25 protein-coding genes and 1 pseudogene are annotated in these 24,580 nt (G+C 69.7%); 13 read left to right on the forward strand and 13 right to left on the reverse strand.

Going from position 1 to position 24,580, the window contains the following annotated elements:
• Positions 1–41: 41 nt before the first annotated feature.
• The 4 genes from AB0O21_RS35535 to AB0O21_RS35550 all read left to right on the forward strand — a co-directional run bounded on the left by AB0O21_RS35535 (position 42) and on the right by AB0O21_RS35550 (position 3,588).
• Positions 42–1,244, forward strand: a complete 1,203-nt coding sequence (locus tag AB0O21_RS35535; RefSeq protein ID WP_365178494.1) for an ATP-binding protein — start codon at positions 42–44, stop codon at positions 1,242–1,244.
• Positions 1,232–1,885, forward strand: a complete 654-nt coding sequence (locus AB0O21_RS35540) for a response regulator transcription factor (RefSeq protein WP_365178497.1) — start codon at positions 1,232–1,234, stop codon at positions 1,883–1,885. Before AB0O21_RS35535 ends, AB0O21_RS35540 begins: the two co-directional genes overlap by 13 nt.
• A 409-nt stretch (positions 1,886–2,294) precedes the next feature.
• Positions 2,295–2,777 (forward strand): VTT domain-containing protein, encoded by a 483-nt coding sequence (locus tag AB0O21_RS35545; RefSeq protein ID WP_365178499.1) that lies wholly within the window; start codon positions 2,295–2,297, stop codon positions 2,775–2,777.
• A 343-nt stretch (positions 2,778–3,120) separates the two neighbouring features.
• A complete protein-coding gene (locus AB0O21_RS35550; protein ID WP_365178502.1) occupies positions 3,121–3,588 on the forward strand; it encodes a hypothetical protein in 468 nt (155 codons plus the stop codon).
• 351 nt (positions 3,589–3,939) lie between these two features.
• Here the strand turns inward: AB0O21_RS35550 and AB0O21_RS35555 are convergent, their stop codons facing one another.
• On the reverse strand, positions 3,940–4,536 hold the full coding sequence (locus AB0O21_RS35555; protein ID WP_365178505.1) for a hypothetical protein: 597 nt from the start codon (positions 4,534–4,536) through the stop codon (positions 3,940–3,942).
• A 357-nt stretch (positions 4,537–4,893) separates the two neighbouring features.
• On the opposite strand from AB0O21_RS35555, the gene AB0O21_RS35560 reads away from it, so the two are divergent.
• The gene (locus AB0O21_RS35560; protein WP_365178507.1) at positions 4,894–5,481 is read left to right on the forward strand and encodes a TetR/AcrR family transcriptional regulator; all 588 of its coding nucleotides are present in this window, start codon (positions 4,894–4,896) and stop codon (positions 5,479–5,481) included.
• Positions 5,478–5,858, forward strand: coding sequence for a hypothetical protein (locus AB0O21_RS35565; RefSeq protein ID WP_365178510.1), 381 nt, complete (start codon positions 5,478–5,480; stop codon positions 5,856–5,858). The genes AB0O21_RS35560 and AB0O21_RS35565 overlap by 4 nt, the downstream gene beginning before the upstream one ends.
• A gap of 75 nt (positions 5,859–5,933) precedes the next feature.
• Here AB0O21_RS35565 and AB0O21_RS35570 read toward each other — a convergent pair whose 3' ends face one another.
• A complete protein-coding gene (locus tag AB0O21_RS35570; RefSeq protein ID WP_365178513.1) occupies positions 5,934–6,128 on the reverse strand; it encodes a hypothetical protein in 195 nt (64 codons plus the stop codon).
• Between the two features lie 1,109 nt (positions 6,129–7,237).
• Here AB0O21_RS35570 and AB0O21_RS35575 point away from each other — a divergent pair.
• From AB0O21_RS35575 to AB0O21_RS35590, 4 genes and pseudogenes are all read left to right on the forward strand, one after another.
• Entirely contained in the window at positions 7,238–7,960 is a 723-nt protein-coding gene (locus AB0O21_RS35575) for an SMI1/KNR4 family protein (protein ID WP_365178514.1), read from the forward strand.
• Positions 7,961–8,137 (forward strand): annotated as a pseudogene (locus AB0O21_RS35580) (GNAT family N-acetyltransferase); the annotation flags it as partial. It lies immediately after the preceding gene.
• 278 nt (positions 8,138–8,415) lie between these two features.
• Positions 8,416–8,670, forward strand: a complete 255-nt coding sequence (locus AB0O21_RS35585; protein ID WP_365178516.1) for a hypothetical protein — start codon at positions 8,416–8,418, stop codon at positions 8,668–8,670.
• Positions 8,671–9,305: 635 nt separating this feature from the next.
• On the forward strand, positions 9,306–10,058 hold the full coding sequence (locus tag AB0O21_RS35590) for a hypothetical protein (protein ID WP_365178519.1): 753 nt from the start codon (positions 9,306–9,308) through the stop codon (positions 10,056–10,058).
• A 628-nt stretch (positions 10,059–10,686) separates the two neighbouring features.
• On the opposite strand, the gene AB0O21_RS35595 is transcribed toward AB0O21_RS35590, so the two are convergent.
• Complete coding sequence (locus AB0O21_RS35595) at positions 10,687–11,046, reverse strand: MerR family transcriptional regulator (RefSeq protein WP_365178522.1); 360 nt, start codon at positions 11,044–11,046, stop codon at positions 10,687–10,689.
• 87 nt (positions 11,047–11,133) lie between these two features.
• Between AB0O21_RS35595 and AB0O21_RS35600 the strand changes: the two genes are divergently transcribed.
• Positions 11,134–11,778 carry a hypothetical protein gene (locus tag AB0O21_RS35600; RefSeq protein ID WP_365178525.1) on the forward strand — a complete coding sequence of 215 codons (645 nt, stop codon included), beginning with the start codon at positions 11,134–11,136 and terminating at the stop codon, positions 11,776–11,778.
• A gap of 23 nt (positions 11,779–11,801) precedes the next feature.
• On the opposite strand, the gene AB0O21_RS35605 is transcribed toward AB0O21_RS35600, so the two are convergent.
• From AB0O21_RS35605 to AB0O21_RS35615, 3 genes are all read right to left on the reverse strand, one after another.
• Positions 11,802–12,845 carry a S66 peptidase family protein gene (locus AB0O21_RS35605; protein WP_365178527.1) on the reverse strand — a complete coding sequence of 348 codons (1,044 nt, stop codon included), beginning with the start codon at positions 12,843–12,845 and terminating at the stop codon, positions 11,802–11,804.
• Positions 12,842–14,215, reverse strand: coding sequence for a Fic family protein (locus AB0O21_RS35610; RefSeq protein WP_365178530.1), 1,374 nt, complete (start codon positions 14,213–14,215; stop codon positions 12,842–12,844). The genes AB0O21_RS35605 and AB0O21_RS35610 overlap by 4 nt, the downstream gene beginning before the upstream one ends.
• Positions 14,216–14,404: 189 nt before the next feature.
• Positions 14,405–15,886 carry a DUF2716 domain-containing protein gene (locus AB0O21_RS35615; RefSeq protein WP_365178532.1) on the reverse strand — a complete coding sequence of 494 codons (1,482 nt, stop codon included), beginning with the start codon at positions 15,884–15,886 and terminating at the stop codon, positions 14,405–14,407.
• 166 nt (positions 15,887–16,052) lie between these two features.
• Between AB0O21_RS35615 and AB0O21_RS35620 the strand changes: the two genes are divergently transcribed.
• Together AB0O21_RS35620 and AB0O21_RS35625 are read left to right on the forward strand one after the other, a co-directional pair.
• Positions 16,053–16,418, forward strand: a complete 366-nt coding sequence (locus AB0O21_RS35620) for a MerR family transcriptional regulator (RefSeq protein WP_365178535.1) — start codon at positions 16,053–16,055, stop codon at positions 16,416–16,418.
• 46 nt (positions 16,419–16,464) lie between these two features.
• Positions 16,465–17,481: an NADPH:quinone oxidoreductase family protein gene (locus AB0O21_RS35625; RefSeq protein ID WP_365178537.1), complete on the forward strand. Its 1,017-nt coding sequence runs from the start codon at positions 16,465–16,467 to the stop codon at positions 17,479–17,481.
• On the opposite strand, the gene AB0O21_RS35630 is transcribed toward AB0O21_RS35625, so the two are convergent.
• From AB0O21_RS35630 to AB0O21_RS35660, 7 genes are all read right to left on the reverse strand, one after another.
• Positions 17,478–17,954: a hypothetical protein gene (locus AB0O21_RS35630; protein ID WP_365178540.1), complete on the reverse strand. Its 477-nt coding sequence runs from the start codon at positions 17,952–17,954 to the stop codon at positions 17,478–17,480. The two genes, AB0O21_RS35625 and AB0O21_RS35630, sit on opposite strands and share 4 nt — an antisense overlap.
• 143 nt (positions 17,955–18,097) lie before the next feature.
• Positions 18,098–18,643 (reverse strand): GNAT family N-acetyltransferase, encoded by a 546-nt coding sequence (locus tag AB0O21_RS35635; RefSeq protein ID WP_365178542.1) that lies wholly within the window; start codon positions 18,641–18,643, stop codon positions 18,098–18,100.
• Positions 18,644–18,727: 84 nt separating this feature from the next.
• Positions 18,728–19,537 carry a hypothetical protein gene (locus AB0O21_RS35640; RefSeq protein WP_365178545.1) on the reverse strand — a complete coding sequence of 270 codons (810 nt, stop codon included), beginning with the start codon at positions 19,535–19,537 and terminating at the stop codon, positions 18,728–18,730.
• 127 nt (positions 19,538–19,664) lie between these two features.
• On the reverse strand, positions 19,665–20,489 hold the full coding sequence (locus tag AB0O21_RS35645; RefSeq protein WP_365178548.1) for a MerR family transcriptional regulator: 825 nt from the start codon (positions 20,487–20,489) through the stop codon (positions 19,665–19,667).
• Positions 20,490–20,562: 73 nt separating this feature from the next.
• Positions 20,563–21,081, reverse strand: coding sequence for a hypothetical protein (locus AB0O21_RS35650; RefSeq protein WP_365178551.1), 519 nt, complete (start codon positions 21,079–21,081; stop codon positions 20,563–20,565).
• Positions 21,082–21,175: 94 nt separating this feature from the next.
• Positions 21,176–22,297, reverse strand: a complete 1,122-nt coding sequence (locus AB0O21_RS35655) for a hypothetical protein (RefSeq protein ID WP_365178556.1) — start codon at positions 22,295–22,297, stop codon at positions 21,176–21,178.
• A 104-nt stretch (positions 22,298–22,401) separates the two neighbouring features.
• Positions 22,402–24,333: an AarF/UbiB family protein gene (locus AB0O21_RS35660; RefSeq protein WP_365178554.1), complete on the reverse strand. Its 1,932-nt coding sequence runs from the start codon at positions 24,331–24,333 to the stop codon at positions 22,402–22,404.
• Between the last annotated feature and the right edge of the window lie 247 nt (positions 24,334–24,580).

Here is a 24,580-nt window from a genome sequence, read left to right on the forward strand (position 1 = left end):
ACCCACCCTTTCAGGGGGGTGTGTTCACTGCGGAGGCTGTGGTGAGGGTGGGTTCGGGGCTGCAGCGTGCCCAGCGGTTCATGATGCTGGCGACCGGCCTGTACCGGGCCAGCCACCTGACCGCGGGCTTCGTGGCCGTGCTGCGGAGGGCATCGGGTGAGGTCGCTCCCTGGGCGGTGTTCGGCGGGATCCTCGCGTTCAGTGTGTGGCTGTACGGGAACGCGTACGCCAGGGGCTGGTTCGACCGGCGCTGGGTGTGGGCCGACGTGCTGGTGACCGGGTGCGCGGTGCCGCTGTTGGTGGCCCTGGCCAGCGGCGGGCGGACCGGCGGCGGCTGGCTGCCCGGAGGCGCCGACGTGGCCCAGTACGGCTGGCTGTTCCTGCTGGGCGGATCGGTGAGCGCGGCGGCGGGGGTCGCTCTGGCGCCGCGCCCTGCGGCGGGGGCCGTCCTGCTCCTGCTCGGCACCACGCTGGCGGCGTACCTGTGGGTGATCGGGCCGCCGGGGGCTCCGGGGTCCGCCAACGTCGGGCACCTCAACTCGGTGGTCTCCTCGGCCGTGATGGCCAGGGTCTTCTGGTGGTACCTGCGCCGCCAGGGCACCCAGTTGGACGAGGCCAAGGAGCGGGCGCTGACCGCCGAGGCCGCGCGGGCCCGGCAGGCCGAGAGGATCGCGCACCACCGGGCCCTGCACGACACCGTGCTGGCCACCCTGACCACCATCGCCGCCGGGCGGGTGGACGCCAACGCGGCCCAGGTGCGCGAGCGGTGCGCCCGCGAGGCGGCGTACCTGAGGCGGCTGATCCAGCGCGAGGACGCCCCGGAGAGCACCGGTGCGGAGGCCGCGGAGGTGGCGGTCGGGGCCGCGCTGGAGGAGGCGGTGCGCTCGGCCGAGTGCCTGGGCCTGAAGGTCACCGCCCAGTACCACGCACTGCCGCCGGTGCCCCGCCCCGTGGCCACCGCGCTGGCGGCCGCCGTTTCCGAGGCGCTGAACAACGTACGGTGCCATGCCGGGACCGGAGAGGCCTTCCTGACGGCCGTCGGGGCCGGCGGGGGCGTGTCCGTCACGGTGGTGGACCGGGGTGCCGGCTTCGACCCGGCGGTCCCCGTGGGCGCCGCCTCGGACGGGTCCGGTACCGGGCTGCGGCGCTCCATTCACGCCCGGCTGGCCGAGATAGGCGGGCGCTCCGAGGTCGACAGCGCCCCCGGCGAGGGCACCAGCGTGGAACTGCGGTGGCCCGCGTGATCACCGTGGCCGTCGTCGACGACGACCGGATGCTGCGCGAGGGGCTCCGCTCCTGGCTGGCCGGGGTGGAGCGGCTACGGCTGCTGGCCGCGGTCGAGACGGTGGACGCGCTGCTCGCCGTCGGCGGCCTGACCCCCGACGTGGTGCTGCTCGACCTGGCGCTGCGCGACGGCTCCGTCCCCGAGGAGAACGTCCGGCGGCTGTGCGCGGCGGGCAGCCGGGTGCTGGTGATCAGTACGGTCGCGGACCGGGCCCGGATCGTCGGGACGGTGGCGGCCGGGGCGGACGGCTACCTCACCAAGGACCACTCGCTGGAGACCCTGGTGGGCGCCGTGGAGGCGGTGGCCGCGGGTGGTACGGCGCACTCCGCCGAGCTGGCCTTCGCCTGGGCGCACGACACTGGCCCGGCCCGGCCGCAGCTGGCGCCGCGAGAGCTCCAGGTACTGCTGGATTACGCCTCCGGGCTCACCCTGAAGGCCACCGCGCGGCGGGCGGGCGTCACCCCGAACACCGCCAAGTACTACTTGGACCGGGTCAAGGAGAAGTACCAGCAGGTGGGCCGTCCGACCTACACGAAGATCGACCTGGCGCTGCGGGTGCGGGAGGACGGGCTCGGTACTCAGGGCGTGAGCACGCCCTAGCCAGGTGTATCGACCCGGAGCGTTGTTGCCGCGGCTGATGGGCGAGTGGTACTTGGGGGTAGTCCAGTGGTTGGTACGGAGGCTGGTGGGCCCTGCGGCACGGGCAGGGCCCGCGCTGTTGGTGAGCCGACCAGATCCACTGACCGCACCTGCCGTTCCCCGGCCAGCCCGGGGCCCTGTATCCGCCGCATGCATGTTCGGTTAGGCTGGCCTTGCCTGGCGCGCGGACCTGGACGTGCAGGTTCGGGTTCCAGTGCCGCAGGTCGGAGCCCACATGACGGAACAGGCAGAGGCGGGGCGCAGGTGAGAGACGGTGATCGGGCTTGTGCGCGTCGTGCCTGCTCGGGCGGGACGCCCATGCAGGTGACGAGGGACGCGGGTTCCGGCCCGGTGCCCGGAACGAGGCGTCGTGGATAAGATCGCGCTCACTGCCGGAGCCCTGTACCTCATCGTCCTGCTCCGCGCCGGAGGGACGTTCGCCGTCGGGTGGCTCGCCGGCGCCGGTGCCCGGCGCAGCCGGTTCGCCGGGCGGATCTCCTCGGCGAAGTTCCAGCGCGCCGAGCGTGCGATCCAGCGGTGGGGCGCGCCCGTGGTGGCCGTCTCGTTCCTGACCGTGGGTTTCCAGACCGCCGCCAACTTCCTCGCGGGCAGCATGCGCATGCCGTTGACGCGCTACCTCCCCGCCCTGTTCTTGGGCGGAGCCGCCTGGGCGCTGATCTACGCCACCGCGGGGCTCGGCCTGCTCGAAGTCCTGGGAAGGCTCTTCGCCGAGCGGACGGCCCTCGGCGTATCCGCCGTGGCCGTCCTCCTCGTCGCGGTGTGCGGGGTGATGGTGTACCGCAGGAGAAGGGCGGCCCTGTCCTCCGGCGACGCCGTGGCCGACGACTCGTAAGCCCGTCCTGCTCGGCCGAACATCTTGCGCTGCAGCGTCTTGATCGGGGTGGCATGGCCTTCGACGACCCCGGAGTTCCAGGGTTGTGAAAGTGCGGCGGTGACGGCGTCGAGGTCGCGCTCCGCGTATTCGTCGCGACCAGCATCCACGAACCCAGAGCGGACGTCGGCCGGTTGCCGCATCACCTGATGCTGGGCTTGCTGGCTGGCTGGTTGTGGAATGTTGCCGGGTTCCAGGAACGCCCTGCTGACCCGTGTCGCGCGTCCGGTCCAGGGCGGTACAGCGTCAGAACGTGCGATCGATAACATCGCGCCGTGGCAGTGGCCCGACGAGGTGGGGAACTATGAGCGATGACGTCCTGTCGATCATTCCGAGTGATCCGAGGTGGCAGCCGGATCAGGCTGCGGTTGACCGCGTCATCGCGCTCGTTGAGGACCTGACTCCCGGGGCTGCCGATGGCGTGGACGTGGAGATCGACGTGACGTGGCACGACGTGGTGACCGTCGTCGACTGTGGGGGCAACCTGGAGAGAATCGGCTGCCCCTTGTGCTCGGCCTCCATCGACACGGAGTGGTGGGGCGACCTCCTCGAATCTCACTGCGACGACGGCTTCACCACGCTGGCGATCGACGTCCCGTGCTGCGGAGGATCAACCACTCCGGACGCCTTGGAGTACGACTGGCCCTGCGGTTTCGCCCGATTTGAGATCGCCATCTGGAACCCCGAGCGCCTCTGGTTCAACGAAGACGAGCTGACGGCGCTGGAGGAGCGACTGGGCCACCCGGTCAAGCAGATCAGGGCCCACATCTGAGGCTCGGCGGCTCAGCCGATCATCTGCTGCTCCGCGTGTGCTCGGGTAGTAGCCATGTGCTGATCCGGCGGTTGCCGGGAGCGGCCCTGGACCGGCAGCGGCTTCGAAGCCGCGTGTAGCTCGCGAGCAACAGCCGCAGCCGCTGGAGGACTCGGCAGACAGTAGCCGGAGCGGTCCCTGGGCAGCGGGCGAGCTGCCGCACGGTGAGGTTTAGCGATCGACACCGAGGCGGTCTCCCCACCGGGGAGACCGCCTCGGCCCATTCTCTGCACAACCCCCGAAGGGGGGCAGCGCCACCTCCGGACGGTTCGAACGCTCCGTCACGGAATGGCGGCCGGGCGGGACTTGGGCTCAGGCGCTGAGGTCCGCGATCACATTGGCCACGACCCAGGTGGCCCACAGCAGCGGCACTATCGCCACATAGGCGAGCGGGCGGGCGTACACGGGCGGGCCCTCCTCCAGCTGCTGGCGGCCCGGCGCCGGCTCGGAGGGCTCGAGCTTGCCGAACTTGATCGAGGCGATCAGGTTCCAGACCAGTGTGAAGGGCGTGAAGAACACCAAGGAGAACGGGCTCCACCAGCCCTGCCACAGCGTCTTCGTGGTCATGATGCGTACCAGCGCCCGACCGCACTGGCGGCAGAACGGACCGTCGACGCTGTGGAAGCGCATCACGATCAGCACGCCCACGTGGGCACGGACCGCGAAGTTCGCCGCCTCCAGAGCCCCGCAGTTGCGGCATCCGGGCGCGGGCGCCTGGGCGTAGGGGTACGGGGCCGCGTACTGCGGGTGCGGCGACTGGGGCGGGTAGTAGCCCGGGGCGGCGGGCTGCCCGTACGGGTTGCCCGGGGCGGCGGGCTGCCCGTACGGGTTCTGTGCGGGCGGAGCGCCGGCGTACGGGTTCGGGGGAACAGGTGCGCCGGAATAGGGGTTCGGCGGGGAGGTGGTCATTGCAGGCTTTCGGGATCGGCTCGGACAGGGAAGGGGCGGCCGTCGCCACACCCCCGAACGGCGCCTGCTTCCGGGCGTTTCCACGGAGGAGGGGGGCTCCGACCACCCGTGCCCTCGTATGGCATGAACGTATCAGGCACTCGGGAGTTGAACGGCATCGCTGTTCACGCGCAGCGTTCCGGGGGCGCGGTTGTCGTGTATCCCTCGGACTTGCCCACGCCGTTGTCGGCGGCCGCCACGAGCTCTCTGGCCGCTCGTCAGCTATCGGGCAGGCTGAGGAAACGCCGCGGGCTCCGGCTCCGAAATGCAGGCCGGCCCGTTGCTTACCTTACGGGTCGACCCGTAAGGTAAATACCCATGAGCTCCTCTCTGCCCTCCAGGGGGCGTCCCAGGGATCCCCGATCACACGAGGCGATCATCCGCGCGACGGCAGACCTGATGGTCGAGGTCGGCTACGCCGCGACGTCGATCGGGGCGGTGGCCGCGCGGGCCGGTGTCGGCAAGGACACCATCTACCGGCGGTGGCCGGGCAAGCCGGAGTTGGTCTTCGAGGCCGTGTTCACGACCACCGATGATGTTCCGCCCCCGGACACCGGAACGCTGGCCGGGGATCTGACCGTGCTGGTACAGGGCCTGGTCGACGAGTTCCGCGCGCCTGCCGCCGCGGCGGCACTCCCGGGGCTGCTGGCCGACTTCGCCGCAGATCCGGAACTGAAGGCACGCATCCGCGGCGACTTCCTGGCCCCGTCGAAGGAACGGCTGCTGGTTGTCTTCGAACGCGCCGTGCTGCGCGGGGAGATCGCGGACGAAACGCCCGTTGACCTGGTCCTGGACACGCTGGCAGGAGCCGTGTTCTTCCACATAGGGCTGGTCGGGGAGCACCCGGACCAGGACTTGGCCGCACTGCTGGCCGCTGTCGTGGCCAAAGGAATCGAGGTCCGATGAACGGCTGGCTTCTCGCGGCAGGGATCACCGCTCTCGGCGTGGCCGCGATACACATCGCCGGCGGGCACCGCGATGTGGTGCGCCCGCTGCTGTCCTGCGGACTCGCGGACGAACCCAAGCGTGTCCTGCACGCCGTGTGGCACATGGTGAGCGTTGACCTGGCGCTCTCCGGACTCGTCCTGCTCTACCTCTCCCTGACGGACGGTACGCCGGGTACGGGTCTGGTGGCGTGGTTCGTGGCCGCACACTTCACCGCGTACGCGGCGGCCTTCTTGGTCGTCACGCTGTCCGTCGACTGGCCCAGACCCCTACTCCGCCTACCGCAGTGGATCCTGCTCCTGCCGGTCGCAGTGCTGGCAGCGGCGGGCGCCCCGTAGCCACACGCCTGGAGAGCTCACGCGGCCGCCGCGTCCAGCCGTTCGTGCATGCCATCGAGCCTTCATGAACCAGGCTCATCCGCGGATCGGCTGGGGTGCGCCACGCTCCACTTCGCTGATCCAGACGGGCAACAAGTGACCTGTGCGCTCGCGGACCAGCGCGGTGAACCGCTGCGCGATCTCACGGGCTCGGGCCATGTCCGGGCAGGCCAGGCAGACCTCACTGAGCCGGACTTCGTCGCCGTCACTCAACGACACAGAGCCGCGCATGACCCAGGATGTGATCGCGCGTGCGCGCGTGGGCTCGGAATCGGCGCTGGTGCGGGTATGGCAGTGCCGTCTCGCAGCGTCGCGATGTATCGGCGGACGGTCTGATCCGTACCCCCGATGCCACGCGCGCGGACTTCACGGAAGAGCCGGCTCACATCCGTGCAACCGTTGAAGAACCGGGCTTGCCGGCAAGGGTGGCAGGGGGCGAGGAGCCCCGTTCGACGACGCCGGGCGGATCCGATGAGCACGGCGACATCGGTGTCCCGGAAGTGCCGCACTGTCTCGCGGTCCATGCCCAAGCGGCGCGCGATCGCGCTGATCGTCCATCCTGGCTATCTTCTGGTGCCATCCCCACGCAGTGCAGCACGGACCAGAGCAACGTCCACAGCGGGGACAGCAAGCTCCCAGTAGCGATCAGCGGCTTGCAGGGACAGCAGACGGAACATCCCCTTGTCGACCGCTTGACTGCCCGGGCCGACGACCGGACCCGCCCCATGAACGTGGAACGGAGCAACCAAGGCAACGCTTTCAACGGATCCGCCAAGCACCCGAAACGGCCGCCACACCACTGGCGACGCTGCGGCAGGATCCAGAGTCAACGCCCCCTGCCGGAAACGACGGCCGTCCCGGACGAACGCGGAAACCTCGCGAGCCTCTCCCGCGTTCAACGCTACGACGTCCGCCTCGGCGCGAGGCCGAGCATCCCCTACGAACTGCTCGATGAGACGCCCCGGATGCCGGAGCACATCCGTGAAGGACAGCGTTCCCGCAGCCCGCCCCACTCTTCGTCCCATCGCTGCCCTCCCCGCACCGCGGTCGTACCCAGGCTAGCGACGGAGGTGTGCGAAATTGGCTGCTCAGCCGAATTCCTGCCGGCGGCTTGGCACTCATCGTCAGTACATCCTCGGCAACAAGCCTCCAGGAACACCTCGCCCCGAACGGTGAAGACGCACGGCGACGACAGTCATCGGACGCCGGCTGGCCGCCCTTCGTCGCGACTGACGCCGGCTGAAAAGTCCGTCATGCCGGGCGTCGTCTTGGTTGCCCGACGACCGAGCCGCACGGTGGTAGCCCCACGCGCGGGCTGGGAAGTCGGTAGCGTTCTCGCCGTGCTGGATGGTTCTGACGTGTCAGTGGTACTCCAGGGCGGGGTGCGGTGTCACTCCCAAGCCCTGGACTTCGTGCAGTGGTTCGCCGACGTCTGGGCAGGCCGTCCACTACAACGGGAAGACGGCTGCTCTGAGGAGGAGTTGGCCGCCGCAGAGGCCTGTCTGGGCTTCGCGCTTCCGACTGCCTTGCGTGACGGTTACGCGCTCCTCGGCCGTCGGGACGACCTGACACGCCAGCAGGACCCACTGGTCCGGCCGGCCGGGCTCTACGTGGACGAGGCCCCGAGCGGCGTACTGGTCTTCCGGCACGAGAACCAGGACTGCGCCTACTGGGGAATCCCCCTGGCCCAGATCGAGCAGGAAGACCCACCAGTGGTGGTGGAATCACGCCAGGGCTGGATTCCCTTTCTCGATCGGATGTCCCAGGCCTGGGTGGAACTCGTTCTGAGCGAATCCCTCTTCGCCTCGGACAGCCACTACGACGCCTGCGAGCTGCCGGATGCGCTGCTGCCGGCCCTCCACACGTGCTACTCGCGGGTTGACCTGCCGGACCATCCCATGTGGGCGAGCGAGGACGACTCGCCCGTGCGCTGGTACTCGGCTCCCGGTCGGCTGGTGCGCCGGGACGGAGTCCAAGACCAGTCCTGGATCCACGCACGCGGGCGCACAATCGCCGATCTCGAGAGAATCCGTGGAGACCTTCCAGGCTCTTGGGTCCGCTGACGGCCGGAGGCCGGAGCGGCCGAGCTCAACTACACGTTCCTACCGAAGGCGTGGGAACCCGGATACGACGTCAAAGCGTGCGCGGCAGCGCTCGACTGGTTCGCCGGTGCGCTTCCCGGCGAGCCGGTGGTGCTCTGCACCCGCATCGCCAACGACCGCTCGATGCGCCTCACGGCAAGCTGGGGTTCGTCGAGGTGGAGCGGTTCGAGCCGAACTGGATTCGGCCCCAAGTCCGGCCTCGACATCACGCTCTCAAGTGCAGTAGTGCTCGCGGCAGGCGCACAGCGCTCGTCGGGGGGCGCGCCCGCAGGGCGTGGAAGGGGCGCGAAGTGTCGAAACGATACATCAGCGGTCATTGGAGTGAACGGCCGTTCCCGACAGTGCCTCTGAGCGGTTGGACCGGCCGACGCACGTATCGATCTTCGCGTCTCGTTCCACACATCCTTAGGAGAGTCATGCGTTTCCGTTCTGCTGTCACCGCGTCCGTCCTTGCCGCCGGCATCCTGCTGGGCGGGGCCGGCGCCGCCCTGGCCAACGACGGGGTCGACATCGAGCACTTCTCCGGCGGTCACGGGTCCTTCTCCTCGGACTGCTCCTCGATCGCAGCCGTGCCCGCCAGCCGCCCGGCGTTCACCGGACCCGTCTACGGCTCGACCTGTGCCGCGGGAGGCGAGAAGGACTGGGCGGCGGGTTACCACCTGGGTGCCTGACCCCGGTAGCTCGTACAGCGGGGGCGGACCGACGGCTTCTGTCGGTCCGCCCCCGCGGCGTTTCGGCACCGGGTGCCGCGGTCCTTCGCACAGGGTTGGGATGCGCGCAGGAACTGCTGCTCAACGCCAACGGCCGCCCGAGGGAAGGGCTTCCGACGGCAAGTGCCACATCGGCGGAACCGGCGCCTGCGACATCGGCGGCGGGCAGGTCACCAGCCCCAGTCAGTTCGCGTGGCCCCCCCCCACTTCTGGAAGTTCATCCCGTTGCAGTCGAACGCCCTCAGTCCGTACGCGAAGCTGTCGTCCATGCAGCGGCGGGTCGCGTTGTTCTGCCCGTCGAAGTGGAAGATATCCGCACCAGCGTGCGCAGGCGTGGCCACTGACAGCGCGGTGACTACGGCGGTGGCAGCGACAACGGCCCATCGACGTACAGCGGCTATCTACCTGACCCCTCCAGATGGATGAGGAACGACGACCGAGGAATCGTCTCCGGACGACAGACACGTGCGGGCCGATCTCCGGCCGGGGCCGCGTCTGTGTCCCGCAACGTAGGCGTCGTGCCTCGAGGGTGATTGGAGCCTGTGCCTGGACCTGGGGCGGGCTCGCGCGTGGCCTGCGCTTGGCATACTTCCCGAATGGAGATGCAGGCCGTGGAGGCGGCGAGGCGTTGGCTGGCTGATCAGGGCGTCAGGCCGGTGCGCGACGGGTGGGTGAGTGACGAGAAGCCGGAGGTGTTGCTCACTGCCAACCAGGTGGCGCAATCCTGGGCCGGTGATGTGTTTGCCGAGGATCTGGATGCGGCTGACCAGGTGCGGTTGGCCTTCGGGCTGCTGGACCTCCTCGACGAGTACTGGGTCACGTGCGAGATCAGGTTCGCGACCGAGGGTGCGGAGGGTCCCCTGCCGGCCGACGTGCTGTGGGACGGCTACCGTCGGCGATTGGAGGCGGACCGGGACGTCGAGGCCGTCACCTACTCGCTGTGGGTGGACTGGTTCGAGGACCACACCACTTCCGCGGAGGCCTTCGCCGAGGTCCTCGGTAACGACATCGACCGAGTGGTGGCCGAGCGATCGGAAGCCCTGCTTCGCCGAGCCCGTCGCGTTCTGGAGTGTTCGGGCCCGGTGCGCTGGACGGTGAAGGAGTCGACGTACCGCACCGCCATACGGCTTCCCGCCCTGCACGCAGCCGTCTTCCGCGGCCTTCGGGCGAGCTTCCACGACGTGTACGGCGACCTGGAACCGGCGGCCGCGCTGGCCCTCCTCGACCGGCTGGATCTCCCCACGGACACCCAGCACCTTGCCGAACTGCGCCACGTACTTGCCGAGGGGCACGAGAACCACTACCGCAGCCCTGGCGCTTGGGACGATGCGGTTCGCTCCTGCTCCTGAGCCGTGCTGCCGCAGCGTCGTGGGGGCTCGATGAGGTCTCCCCCAGTCACCAGGAGGGTGGCCGCGGCAGTCGCCGTGTGACGTGAACGTCAGCCCTTCACCCGCCGGCTCCAGAAAGCACGGCATCGGGCGAGGTAACGGCCGGCGCCGCCTCCGTGGGCATTGCCCCCTGCGGCTTCGTCACCCAGCTGCGTGCCGCGGAGGTAGTCATACAGCTGACCTACGGCAGTGTTGAAGCTGACCCCGGCTTTGAGTTCTGTTCGCGCAGCCACATGCGGTCCTGTCGGCGCGCGGTGAACCACGCGCCGAACAAGACCCCTACGAGGCCGAAGCCGGCCCCAATGGCCACGGACAGGACGTTCCCCATGGTCAACTCCCCCTCGAGTCAACGCCACGCTTTGGGAGTAGGAGCATACGGCGACTTGTCCGTCACCCCTTCGATCGGGCGGGCTCGTACAAAACCCGTTCGAGAGCGCTCAGCCACGCGCTCGCCACCCATCACCCCGCCCTGGCACCCGGCGCGTCATCCATCCGAGGGGCGCGTGAGCTGGCCTGCTCGGAAATCGGCCCTCAGCGACCGTGCCCCGAGGCTGTACGCACCGCCGGGGAGCGGGGCAGCGGTGGGGGCTTACACGAGTGCCGACTCACCGGCCTGGGTGGCGGAGATGAGACCGGCCAGGGAGGTGCGGGTTTCCGATAGCGCGGAGATCCGGTCGTCCAGACCTTGGAGGTGCTCTTGGAGGGTCTCCAGCTTGCATGCGGCGACCATGCCGTCTTGGCGGACGCACGGCTGCAGGTCGCGGATCACCCGGGTCGGCACGCCGGCGTCCAGCAGCGCGCGGATGCGCCGGACCAGGGCGGGGGCGCTGTCGCCGTAGCGGCGGTGGCCGCTGTCGAGGCGGTAGGACTCCAGGAGTCCCTGCTCCTCGTAGTAGCGCAGCAGTCGGACGGAGGTGCCCGTCGCGGCTGCGAGCTCACCGATCTTCATGTGGTGCTCCTCACAACCCCTTGAATCTCACATGGGTGCGAGATCTTAGCGTGAGGGCCATGACGCTGGCGCCGGCAAGATCGGGTCATGGGATTGAACATTACGGTCGGTGTGCTCGTCGATGCCGATGACGACTACACCAAGATGGTCCGCGCGGACTTCGCTTCGATCAGTGAGCTGCTGGGCCGTGCGGGGGCCCGAGGGTGGACCGAGCCCGATCTGGCTGGGGGCGAAGGCGCTCAGTTCGAGATGCGGGGCTACTCGGGCTTGCACACCGTTCGTCGGCTTGCTGTCCACCTCGCAGCGAGCGGGTGCCTGCCCGAGCCGTTGGGTTCGGACCAGTGCGCGACCGACGACCCGCTTCTCAGCGAGGTCTACACGAGCATCCCCGAGGATCCGCCAGGACCGTTCGACCATCTGATCCATCATTCGGATTGCGAGGGCTACTACGTCCCTGTCGAATTCGCCCACGTCATCGTCGACGAGAAGGCGCCGGGCGGCTACCTCGGTTCCTCCGTGCGGCTCTTGACGGAAACCCGTCGGCTCGTTGAAGCGCTCGGCCTTCCCGAAGACCTCGATCCATACTCCGAAGACGTCTTCGGAGCCGCCGACGCCGAGGAGCCGGCGACCGAGGGATGGCAGCGGTACGGTGTCGAATCGTACGTCTGCCTGCAGCTCCTCCACGCCGCGAAACTCTCGATCGCGACCGGAGCAGCCATCGCCCTCACCTGAGCTACGCCGCCCGGGCGACTGGCTCAGTAGGTGACGACGATCCGGCGGGCCGGGCCGTCCACCCGGATTCGTCCTCCCATGGGGACCACGAGTTGCGGGTCGGTGTGGCCGAGGTCGACGTCGAACACGACCATGGCGGCGGGGGCGTACTGCTGCAGGGCCCGCAGGACGGCTTCGCGCTGCTGCCGGCGGAAGTGGACCCTATCGTCGGCACTGAACCGGTTCTCGAACGACCAGCTCTTGGCCCTGCCCATCAGCAGTGCCGGGAACTGCTGCAGCAGCCCGCGTTCGCCCATGTTCCTGAGGATCCGGTAGACCTCTTCGGCGCGCGGCATCTCTTCGGAGGTCTCCAGGAAGAGCACGTTGCCGTCGTAGGAGTCGACCGGCAGCATCGCGCGGTCGGCCATCAGGAGCCAGGAGATGATCTCCAGGTTGCCGCCCCAGCCGGCCCCGTCGACCACCTGGTTGCCGTTGTGCCAGGACCAGCCGTCGGCGGGTTCCATTTCCGGTTCGGAGTCGAAGGTGCGCGGGTCCTCCCATGGGCGGTTGACGTCCCCGTAGTCGCCGGACGGCGTGAGTTCGTACTCGCCTGACGTGAACAGCGCCGCCCGGAGGGAGTCCGCAGTGAGCGGGTGCATCGCGCCGGGCCGTCCGAGTTCGACCATCACCGAGCCGCCGTGATAGCTGACGATGCCCAGGTTCCGGAGGAACAGCAGCAGGTTGGTGTTGTCGCTGTAGCCGAAGAACGGCTTGGGGTTGGCGCGGAGGAGGTCGCGGTCGAGGTGGGGCAGGACGGTGATCTGGTCGTCGCCGCCGATACTGGCGATCACTGCCTTGATGTCGGGGTCCGCGAAGGCCGCGTGGATGTCCGCGGCCCGTTCCTCGGGCGTCGCACCCATCTTCCGGGTCGTTGGATATTCCACTGCCTTCAGGCCGAAGTCGTCCTGGAGCCTGCGCAGGCCCAACTCGTAGGGCAGAGGGAAGAGGCCGGGCAGACCGGACGCAGGGGACAGCACCGCGATCCGGTCTCCAGGGCGGGGCTTGGCGGGGTAGAGAAGATCCGTCATCTGGCGATCGTAGAAGTCGGCAGGTCTCGTGTCGTACGAGATTCATCCCGGTCCTCGGTTCCCCGTGCGTGACCGGGCATCGGTGTGACTGAGCAGCTCACTTGGCGGCGCTCGCCGGCTGAGCTGCTCAGCTCGCCGAGCCGGTCAGGCCGGTCGAGCCGGTCGAGCCGGCAGTGCGGCGCCGGGTTTCCGCGAGGTGGATGCCGATACCGGCCGAGGATCAGCGGGTCCTGGGGGTCGTCGGCCTGGAAGCTGATGCGGCGCAGGAGGCTGACTCCGTCGAGTGCGATGCCCTCGCGGGCGAGGACGAAGACGAGGGTGAGGAAGGCGGAGCGGGCGTTGCCGTCGTCGAAAGGATGGAAGAAACAGACATCGAGGTAGGCGCGGGCGGCTCGGGCGGTCAGGCCGAGAGGCCGGTCGGCGTCGGCTGTGCTCTCGGCCAGGCACGCGTCGAAGCGGGCACGTGTGTCCGGTCCGATGCCGTAGCGCTCCCGGCTCCCCTTGGCGAAGGCGGGCGAGCTGCGGAACCGCGGCGGCTCCGGGGTGCCCAGGAGGTGCTGCTGCCAGCTGCTGAGCACTTCGAAGTCGAGTCGTGCTCCGCGCGCCGCGTCGGCTCGTACCAGTTCCAGCGCGGTGAGCAAGCCCTCGGCTCGGGCGGGGTCGATGGCGCCGTCGAAGGCTCGGATGTCCTCCGTCGCGCCGTCGCGGAACGGAACCACCGGTCCGTCCGCGCCACTGTCCGGGATCTCGTGCCACGGCACCGACGCGCGTACGGCGAGCCAGCGCTGCAAGTGGTCCGGAGCCGGCGCGTCCGCGCGTATGCCTGCGTCGCCCGGCCGCAGGGAGAGCGCGAGCTGCTCCGCGACGGCGTCGACCACCACCGTGTCGGGGCCGGTCCAGCTGAGGAACCGTCCATCGATCGCCTCGTCCACCAGGACCCGTGCCACGTCGGGCGCGACTCCCCAGCGGCTGAGGAACCAGGTCAGCACTTGGTGGCAGTGGCCGTACCAACCGCTGCCGCACCCCGTGCGGTCGACGACCTGCAGGATCAGGCTCCGAGCCGTACGCTCCCACAGGATCCGCTGGTCCTCGATGTCGGTCAGGTCCAGCGGGTACGCCTCGAACCAGCCGGCGAGGGTCTCCACCCACCCGCGCCACTCGCACAGAGCCTCGACGACATGGGCGAGCGTCTCCTCCGGCGTGGTGATCGAGTCCCGCGGACAGCACCAGTTCCCGACCGGCCCGCCGTCGAAATCCCCCTCGTCGTGCGACCAGCGCCATCCGACGGTCCAGCGGCCGTAGTGATGGACGAGGGCGTACGACATCGCGTCGGCCCAGGACGCGGCCTCGCCGTGGCTCCATCTGCTCATCGCCGGGTCGCTGAACGGGACGTCGGGACGGCTGGGCACACGCCGGGCCGCGCCGAGGGAGCGCACCGCCTGCGCTGCAGACGCTCCGTCGAAGGCGTGACGGGCGGGGTCCACTTCGTCCCAGCTCAGAGAGCGAGGCGCCAACTCTACGATCACCGCGCAAGCTTGCCATGTCCACCCAGTGCGTGCTCAGTCCCGGCGTCTGGCCGGTTCGCCGAGCAGCTCGGTGAGTTCCCCTTCGATCGCGGAGAGGAGTGAGGGTCCCCAGACCGTGAGGGTTTGCTCCCAGGGGTGGCCGAACGTTCCCAGGCGCAGGTCATGGGTGACGTGGAGGTAGTAGTCGCCGTCGGGGTACGTGCCCTTTCCGGGACGGGGTGGACGTTCCGGGATGCCGGTGCGGCGGGGGTCGTAACGGTAGCCGTCGTGCTGCCAATCCAGCCAGTACACGAATTCGCCGGCCTCGGTGGCGGCGAGCAGTCCGCGTTGGACGATCGCGTCGAGCTCCGCGTTAAGGTCCGTGACGATCCGATGGTGGGAGTGCAGGTTCCAGACGGCCGAGGGAGACGGCTCCGTGATCGCCGGCCGGTAGGTGGTGCTCGGCTTGAAGTCGAAGTCCGCGTAGAAGCGGTCCCACAGGGGCCCGTCGTCGTGGAGCCAGTCGAGGAACTGCGCGGGCCGGCTGGACTCGGGGATGCCCGGCGGGCTCCAGTGGTAGGAGCGCACGGTGGTCGCCTCGATGAAGCCGAGTTCCAGGAGGCGCGCGCGCAGGGGGCCGTCGGCCTCGGCGAGGAGGGGGCATCGGAGCCAGTTCAGTCGGCGCCAGTGGTCGGTGCAGGCCCGGACGAACTCCTCGTCGTCACTGGTCAGGCCGCCGACGACGGTGTACGGCTGCTCGTCTCCGTGGGCCCAGGCGACCGCGGTGACCAGACCGTCGTCTCCGAGCAGGACCTCGATGAACACGTCCCCCTCGTTCGAGGCGCCGTCCGCGATCATCTCGGCGTAGGACATCGCGTGGGGGCCCGGGGACCCGGCGGCGACCGTCCATGCCCGTTCGGCCTGATCCCGCACGCCGTACAGGTTGTGCACGCCACGTCGGGGCGGTTCCCCCGCGCGCTCGGCCACCTGGGCGGGCGGAGCCTCGCGTTCCGCGGGAGGCAGGGCCTCGGCGATCAGCACCGAACGCTCCCAGCCTCCTGTGAACCCGGCCTCCGTCAGCGCCGCGCCCAGCTCCGGCGAGTCGTGCCCGTACACCTTCCACTCCACCGGCTCACCACGCTCCGCGAAGGCCTCCTGCTGCCGCCGCACCAGCGCGGCAAGAGCGGTGCCGGGTGGGAGCGGGGCGTGCTCGACGGTGCCGTGCGTCCCGTAGTGCCGGCGCACGACCGGCCCGTCGGCCTCGACCACCACCCCGACCGGATGCCAGGCGGGAACCCGCCCCCGCAGCCTGTTCCACTCCGTCCAGTGCGCACCCATGTCCATGATCGGAAGCCTAAACGTCTGCAGGACCGCCTCGACGAGGTCGTCGCCATGCTCGGCCCGCGGGCCTCGGACCTCCTGCTCGCCGAGGAACTGGTGGAGCTCGCCGCAGGCGGCGAGGAGTTGCTTCGGTCCGGAACGGTGGACGGTGCCATCGCACTCGCTGAACGTCTGGTGCGGCGCGGCCAGCCGCACCGGGGCCGTCCTTCGCCTCCGTGATCGTCTGGACGGACCGAAAGTAGTGCGCCTGTAGCGCCGGCACCGGAGCCTCGGCCTCCTCGAAGATGCCGTGTCCCCGGGTTCGCTTCGCCGCGGCGATGGGGCCGGAAGTTCGCGGTGCTCTTGCGCGTTGTCTCCGGGTATGAAGATCAGCGAGGCGTCCAAAGTCAGCGGTGTGAGCGCGAGATCGTTGCGGCACTACGAGGATGAGGGCTTAATCGTCCCCGGCCGTTTCAGCAACGGGTTCCGCGACTACTGCCAGTCCACGATCGACCGCGTGCTCGTCATCCGCACCCTGCTGGATTCCGGGCTGCCTGTGCGGTTGATCAGGGAACTCCTGCCCCGCCTCACCGACGGCCCCGATGCCGGCACCGACGCGGTGTGCACAGAGTTCCTGCAGGAGGTCCAGAGCTATCGCGATCGGCTCGCCGCCCGCATTGCCGTTCTCAGCGATCAGCAGACGGCACTCGACACCTACCTGCGACAAGCCCGCCGCACCGATCTCTGACCGCCGCTTGACCTTGACGTAAGTGTCAGACTCCTAGGTTCGCGACATGGAGATCAACGAGCAGCAGAACAGCACTGGGCAGACGATGCGAGCACTGGTCCAGCGGTCGCACCGGGGACCGCAGGACCTGACCCTCACGACCGATCGGCGCCGCCCCACTCCGGGGCCCGGCGAGTACCTGATCCGCGTGGGCGCCGCCGGGGTCAACTTCGCTGACGTCATGCAGACCCGCGGATCCTACGGAGGAGGCCCGCAGGCCCCCTATGCGGCGGGCTTCGAGGCCGCCGGCGAGATCGTGGGGGTCGGCCCGGACGTCGAGAGGCCGCTGCCGCTCGGCACGCACGTCATCGGAGCCGGCCCGGGGGCCTTCGCTCAGTACATGACGATGCCGGCGGCGGGTGTGCTGCCCGTGCCGGCCGGCTGGAGCGACGCCGCCGCCCTCGGTCTCGTGTTGAACTGGGCCACCGCCTTGGCGGCCCTGAAGCCGCTGGGCGAGATCAAGACGGGTGACGCGGTCCTCGTCCATGCCGCCGCCGGAGGCGTGGGGCAGGCCGCCGTTCGCCTCGCCCGCCACTACGGTGCGCGCGTGATCGCCACTGCGTCACCGGCGAAGCACGACACCGTCAAAGAGCTCGGCGCCGACGAGGTCCTGGACAGCCGACGCCCTGATCTGGCTGCGGAGATCACCCGCCTGACCGGCGGTGTCGACCTGGTCCTGGAATCCGTGGGACAGGCCACCTTCAAGACCAGCCTGTCGGTCACCAAACCCTTCACCGGACGCATCGTCGTGTTCGGCGCCGCCTCCGGCGACGCCACGTTGACCACACACGACCTGGTCTTCACCCACCAGGTCCAGGTCAAGGGTCTGCACATCGGTGCACTGGCGGTCGCGGCTCCGGCCCTCTACCAGTCCCTGCTCGTCGAGATCGAGGCCCTCATCGCCCAGGGCGTGTACGCGCCCGGCAACCCCCGGGTTCACCCCCTCGCCGAGGGCGCGGTGGTGCTCCAGCAACTCGAAGGGGGCCAGACACGAGGCAAGTTCGCCCTCGATCCCTGGCGTTAGGGCCGCGCCGCGCCGGGCCACTGTTCGCGGTCTTCCGGAGCGCGGAAGAAGAACCAGCCTGGGGTGACGTGGTAGGCGCCTTCGCAGGTCTCGACGTTCGCACTGTTGTCGACCGCCGTGCGGTAGGCGATGCCACTTCCCAGGTAGTCCATGGTGTCCGCTCCCACGAGGAGAACGAGCGTCACGGCAAGGTGGAGCACCGGGCGCAGCGGACGGCGTGAGGGTGTTCTGACGGCCCGGACCGTTCCGGTGACGGACACGGCCGCGGCTGTGACGATGAACAGGACTGAAGCCAAGGAGAGTGCCTTCAGGGATCCTGGGTCTCGACACAGGATGTAGAACTGGGGCGACGGAACCGCGGCGGGTGCCCGCTCGTAGAGGGCCAGCCAGACGGCTGCCATCCCTGCGGCGGGGATGATGAGCCACAACCGGTAGATCCTTGAGGGCCGTTCGGCTATGGGTTCGCCCTGCATGCGTCTTCCTCATCCGGCACCGGGCTCAGTCGGTGGCGACCGTCGTCCATTGCTCGATGGACCTGTGATCGCGTCAGCTTACGGCCGGCTGCGAGAGCATGCGTACGACACGACAGGCTCGCGGCTTCCGGCGCACGGGCTCGTCACATCGGGAGAGACAAGAGACGTACTGGCTCAGCAGGCCAGTGCGCGTCGTCGTCAAGGGGCGTCACCATCGTCCGCAGCGGCATGGCGACCAGGCGGTCTCCGGGTTGTTCGACGAGTACGTCCTGGTCGAGCGGGCGCCATCCGAGGCGCTGGTACAGCGGCACGAGGGGAGGCCGGCAGAACAGGAGTGCGTGCCGAGGACCCATCGTGCGCGCGTGGTCAAGTGCCGCTGCGACGACGAGCCGTGCCAACCCCTGGCCTCGCACGTCGGGTGCGACGGCCACTCCGCCGACGCCCACCACCTCCGTCTCGGCAGCGCCGATCGCGACGGGCAGCCGTAGCACTCCGGCGTGGGCCACAAGCCGGCCGCCGGAGCCGCCGTGTCTGATGCCGAAGTGCTCTTCCTTGGGCAGCCAGGTCAAGCCGGCCGCGGCAACACCGAAGGGATCGTCGCCGTCGCCGAGGATCTCGGCCTGCTCCTCCTTCGTGTACCGAGGGAGCCGTACTACGGTCGGTGTGACAGAGGACTGATTCTCAGACATCCCCACATGATGATCTCTGCTCCGCGGACCGGCCAGGCGTTGCCGATGCAGTCGGCCTGATCGTTCCCACGTCGGGTGGTCGGATCAGAGCGCCCACGGCAGTCGTACGGCCTCGATCTCGGGGTCGGCGAAGAGCGCTTCGACGAGTGGGGCTGGGCCGGCGAGCTTGCTGACCCACAGGTCGTAGTCCGTGCACAGGACCCAGGACCGGTCGTGGGCCCAGAAGTTGGACGGGGTCCACCACGCTTCGTCAGGGTGGTCGTACAAGGCCTTCGCGTCTGCGAGTCGTCCGGCCCGGACGTGGAGGTTGTCGAAGTCCTCGGCGCCTTGGCCCAGTGGGGTGTAGTAGGCGAGGCAGCGGGTGTCCGGCCCCTGGGGGCTGCGCTCGGTGAGGATCTCGACCAGCCGGTTCCAGTCGGAACGGTCCAGTCTGCCCTCGGACGGACCGGTGATGCCGACCGGCCAGCCGCCCGGTTCGCGGAGCGACGGGAAGGACGTGTAGCAGGGCAGGCGGCCCTCGGCGGCCACGGGATCTCCGGTCCGCCGGGCGAGCTCTGCCCAGCGCAGGCGGCGCCAGCGTGGTCCGGGGTGCTCGCCCCTGGACGGGGCGAAGGTGTCCGAGGGGTCATCGAAGACCTCCGTTGGGTCGAGGCCCGGGATGATCTCGGGCCCGCCGCCGTTGAGCACGGCCCGTCGGTACGCGGCGAAGGACATGTCAGTGGGACCGAGTTCGTGTTCGTACATGGAGTGGAGCACCCATGCCGCGTCGGGCAGGGCCGGCGGCATGAAACCGGTGAGCCCGTCGTCATCGGCCAGCTCCCGCAGCCAGTCGGTCTCCCCGGACGCGGCCAGCGGCCAGCCGGCGGCCGCCTCAGCGGCAGATGTCTCGTACATCCCCTCAGGATCTCACCCGACGCCGGAACGGCCCGTAGCGGGAGCGGATCGGCGGGATGCCGCGCATCGCGACCGAGGTCGGGCAGCGGGAGGCCGCAACGGTCCCCCGCCGCCCGGGCGGCCTTGATCAGGCCAGGGTCACCGGTGCCTGCAGTTCCGTCACCCAGTCGTCACGGTTCTCGGGGCACTCCAGGTTGACCTCGCGGGGGTATCCGTTCGACCGGTAGCCGTTGGCATCGATCCATCGGGCCAGGGTCTGGGCGGTGGGGAGCACGGTGTCCATCGAGCCGCGGTGCACGATGGTCGCAGCCTGGTCGAGGGACGGCAGGTCGAGGATGCGGAAGGTGCCGTCCTCCTGGAGAGGGGCGGAGACCTGGACGGCGGCGTGGACGGTGATCCTGCCGCCACCCTCTGGGGCGTCCTCGTAGTAGGCGACACCGGGGCCCGTGGGGGTGATGCCCGCCGAGCCCAGGCACCGGAACAGCTCGTCGTAGAGCGGCCCGATGACCGGGCCGATGTCCTCGGGCTCGTAACTCGCGGCGGTCGCGGTCAGCTCCGCCACCCGGACAGCGGGGATGCTCTTGATGACAACGTCGTTCGTGGGCATGTGCCCCTCGCTCTCGATCGCTCGGAGCCTCGCCTCGACCTTGACCAGCCGTGCTCCCGCGGCAGCCACGGCGGTCTCCAATTCGGCCCGCCGCAGCCGCAGCATGCCGCGGAGCTCCTCGGCGCTGACCTTCTCGTCCACGATGTCCTGGACCTGCTGGAGGGTGAATCCGAGGTCCTTGAGCGCGATGATCCGGTTGAGGCGGGCCAGCTGCCCAGCGGTGTAGTAGCGATAGCTGCTGGCGGCGTCGACGTGGGCCGGGCGCAGCAGGCCGGTCGCGTCGTAGTGACGCAGCATCCGGACTGAGACGCGGCCGTGCCGGGCGAAATCTCCGATGGTGAACATGATGTCTCCAAGCTGACCGCCTGACACGGGGTGAGGGTCAAGAAGCTCTTTGCGAGGAGTCTGTGACGAGGCTTCAGGCGCGTGAGACGTCCTCTTGGCCTGCGGCCGAGCGCCAGATCTGAATCAGGCAGTACTGATCCGTGCCGTCCATCTTCTCCGTGAGGCCCGGCGGCATGAGCAGCGGTTCGCTGATTCCCGCCAAGGGAGAGGTGAACTGCCCGCGCTCACGGTTGAATACCCACTGCCATCGCATCTTGTACAGACCGGACGAGGGCAGGACCAGGGGGAGTTCCTGCCGGCCTCCGTCGATGGTTTCCAGCGCGAGCTCACCCCCGGGAAGCTCCACTTCAACGTCCTGCGCGCCGGACCATGCGGCATCGCTTGCCGGAGGAGCGGTGGACCAGCTCTCCACACGGACCGACGCCCGGATCACCTGCGGCGGCACTTGCAGATACACCATGCCACGGGCGGAAAGGAGCCATTTCGTGCGGTCCGCGTTCGGCGAGTACGTATCCACGCTCGTATCGACCAGCCCGAATATGCGGTAGCTCGGAGAAACCGTGGTCTCGAAAGCGTCCAGCAGCCTGCTCAAGGGTCACCTCGCGTGTCATCAGTCGCGTCGCGAGGAGCAGTATGCCCTCGGATGCGTGGACGGATTTGTGCGCGGCAAGTCGCCGGCGAACCCGTCATCGGTGGGCCCCCGTGTCCAGCAGCTCCAACCGGCGTTGCACCGCTTGCGTGGCACCCGGGCGCTGCCCGGGGACGTGGCGGCGCAGCGCGGCCAGGTGTGGGCCGAGTTCCCGGGCCCGCTGCGGGTCGGGGATCTGCTGCCATTGGTGGTGGGCCCTGTCCACGGGGGCTACGACGGCGGGGTCGTCCGGGTGCTGCCGGAGGGCGAGGCGGGCGTCCGCGGCGGCCATCCACAACTCACAGCTGCGGGCCGGATCACCTGCGATGCGGGCGAGGTCGGCCCGGACTTCCAGCCAGTGGATTGCCTGGGGGGAGCCTGGACCGTAAGCGTGCAGCGCCCGGCTTTCCCACTGCTCGGCGAGCGAGGCGGCTGCGTCGTGGTGGCCGGCGTGTGCGGTGGCGAGGATCGCGGGCAGCGGGTCCTCGGCCGCCGACGTGGGCCGAGGAGGTGTCCGCGTCGGGGCTGCGGCCGGAAAGGCGTCCGTCGCGAGGAACAGTGCCCCGTCCTGTCCCGTCTTCGAGGCGGCCTTGGCGTGGAGTTCGGCGATCGGCGGGTTCAGTCCGCTGCGCCATGTGGTGGCGATCGCCTTGAGGTAGGCCGGTTCTGCGACCCGGCGGTGGGGCGGCGGCGGGGAGATGCGGCCGTACAGGGCTATGCCGGGGCCCAGGGTGAGGCCGTTCGCGCAGATCTGCTGCCAGGGTTCGGGTGCGGCGATCAGGTCGACGAGGACGGTCGTGGTGCCCGGGCGGCGTGGTTTCAACTCGCTTGCCAGCCAGTTCCAGGGCAGCCCGGTGTAGCGGAGGGTGGCCCGCGTCGCACGGGCCAGGGCCACGTGGAGCAGGTGCTGCTTGGTGTCGAGGTGGAGCTGCCCTGCGAGGCAGACCGTGAGGGGGCCGGGCGCGGCGGCCGCGGCACGGATGCGCGTGAGGACGGTCTGCTGGTCCGTCGGGTCTGCGAGCTCGACGATGGTCCCGGCCGGGGTCCTGGTCAGGGTGGCGGGCGGGACGGCCGCAAGCGTGGGCAGGACGCCGGCTGCGTCGATGAGCCGGCCCTTGCCGATCGGGGCAGCCGCAAGCAGCAGTGCCGTCCCTCGTGGTGTCGTGTGCTCGGTGTTCATTGCCACAGCAGCACCGTACGCCCTCATCCGCTCCTGGCCAGACGCGTGGTGTGCCTTGAGAGGACGGGCACCCAGAGGTCGGCAGGCTTGGCCGGCGGGGCCGGTCACTCCATGGGTCGGCTGGTGACGTAGACGGTACGCAGGACGATGGCGGCGGAAAGCACCAAGAGGTTGCCGCCCATCAGCGCGTACAGCCCGAGGCTCTCGCTCACGCGCGGCCCGCCGTCCATCCCCAGGAGTTGGAGGCCCGCGAACCCGAGGAAGATTCCGACGAAGGCGTGCACGACCCGCCCGACGAGCTCGCCGACGACCCGCCGGTCGCGGGGGTCGGCGAAAAGCCGTACGTTGAGCCCGAGCCGTCCCTCCTCGAGGGCACCGCCGAGCCGGTCGAGGCGGCGCGGCAGGCGTCGTAGGACGGGCAGCAGCGCGATCAGCTCGTCGCGGGCCGTGTCACGGACGTTCTGCGGACCCAGCCGGTCGGTGAGCCGGGCCGAAGCGTACGTGCGGGAGGCCTCCAGCATGTTGAAGCCGGGTGAGAGGCGGACCAGTGTGCCCTCCAGGGTGGCCAGGGCCCGGAACACGGCCGCGATCTCCGGCGGAACCGCCAGCCGGAAGTCGGCCACCAGCCGGAACAGATCGCTGAACATCTCCACGTCGGGCGCGGATCCGTGTCCCAGGTGGCGGGCGCTGAACTGCCCCAGCACGCGCAGCAGTCGCTGTTCGTCGACCTCCTCGGGACGGTCGGTGATCTCCAGGAGTGCCTCGCGCAGGGCGAGCGGATCGCCGCGGTCGACGGCGAGGAAGAGACCGCCCATCGCCTCGCGGAGCCCGGCGTCGATCCGGCCGACGGATCCGAAGTCGAGCAGGGCGGCCGTGCCGTCGGGCTGGAGCAGGATGTTGCCGGGGTGCGGATCGGCGTGGAAGACGCCGTCCAGCATGATCTGGTCGAGCAGCGCGGTGAGCAGGTTCTCGGCCAGCTCGGTGCCGTGCCGGGCGTCGTCGGGGACCGCCTTGCCGAGCGAGGTGCCCTCGACCCGGCTCATGACCAGGACGCGTTCGGTGCTGAACTGCCCGTGCAGGACGGGGACGGTGACGCTGGAGTCGCCGCGAGCCTCGGCGGCCCGGCGCACCCCGGTCATGTTGCGGGCCTCGACGCGGAAGTCCAGCTCCTCGCGCAGCGCGACGGCGAAGCCCTGCGCCAGCTCGTTCAGCCCGAGACCGCTCCCCCAGGCGGTACGGTCGCTCAGGGCGGCGGCCAGGCGCACGACGATGTCCAGGTCGCGCTCCACGAGTTCCGTTGTCCCGGGCCGCTGTACCTTGACGACAACCTCAGTGCCGTCGTGCAGGACGGCCGCGTGCACCTGCGCGATGGAGGCGGCGGCCAGAGGTTGGCGTTCGAACGTGGCGAACAGGTCCCGCACCGGAGCTCCCAGGCTCTCCTGGAGCTGTGTCTCGACCTCGCTCCAGGGCGCGGGCGGCACTTGGTCCTGGAGCAGACTGAGCTCCTCGACGTACACCTCGGGCAGCAGGTCCCGCCGGGTCGACATCAGCTGCCCCAGCTTCACGAAGGTGGTCCCGCCGGCCTGCAACGCCTGCCGCAGCTCCCGCGCCAGCAGCTCGTGCCGCACCCCGGGCGCGCTCCTGCGCCCACGCACGTACGGCCCGAGCCCGTGCCGGGTGGCGATCCGCACCACCCCTGAGTACCGCCGTGCCCGCGCGATCCTCCCCCGCACCGACTGCGCCCACCCGAGCGGCCGTACGGCCCCCGTGGGCACCACGATGTCCAACGCCACGAGCACCACCATCGAGGCGAGCATCCCCACCCCGACCATCAAGGACAGCAGCGGCGCGAGCTCCCCCGACTTCTCCAGGCGGGGCCCGAACAGCCCCCCGGACACGGCGAGTCCGAAGAAGCCCGCGGCCCCGACCCGCATCACCCCCGCCCGCACGCCCAGCAACCGCCGCCCCACCACCGCGGGCGCCACCACCACGAGTAGGAAGACGAGCGCCCCGACCAACGCACCGATGATCCACATGCCGTCATTCAACAGCACGCGTGTGCGAGCGGTGTGCCTGTCGCCACTACCCGGTCCCCGAGCGCGGGGGACCACTCAGCCGGCCGACTGCGACGCTCAGCGGGTAACCGGAAGAGCGTTCTGGTCGGTTGGTGGCGGAGTGGTCCCGGTCGGTGTCCGTCAGGAGGACATGATGAAGCGGAGTGCGAGGCCGGAGGCCGTGGTCCAGTAGGTGACGCGGGCACCGTCGTCGAACTCCACCTGGCCG

The sequence above is a fragment of the Streptomyces sp. NPDC091371 genome, from assembly GCF_040684275.1.
In the GTDB taxonomy this organism is placed as follows: domain Bacteria; phylum Actinomycetota; class Actinomycetes; order Streptomycetales; family Streptomycetaceae; genus Streptomyces.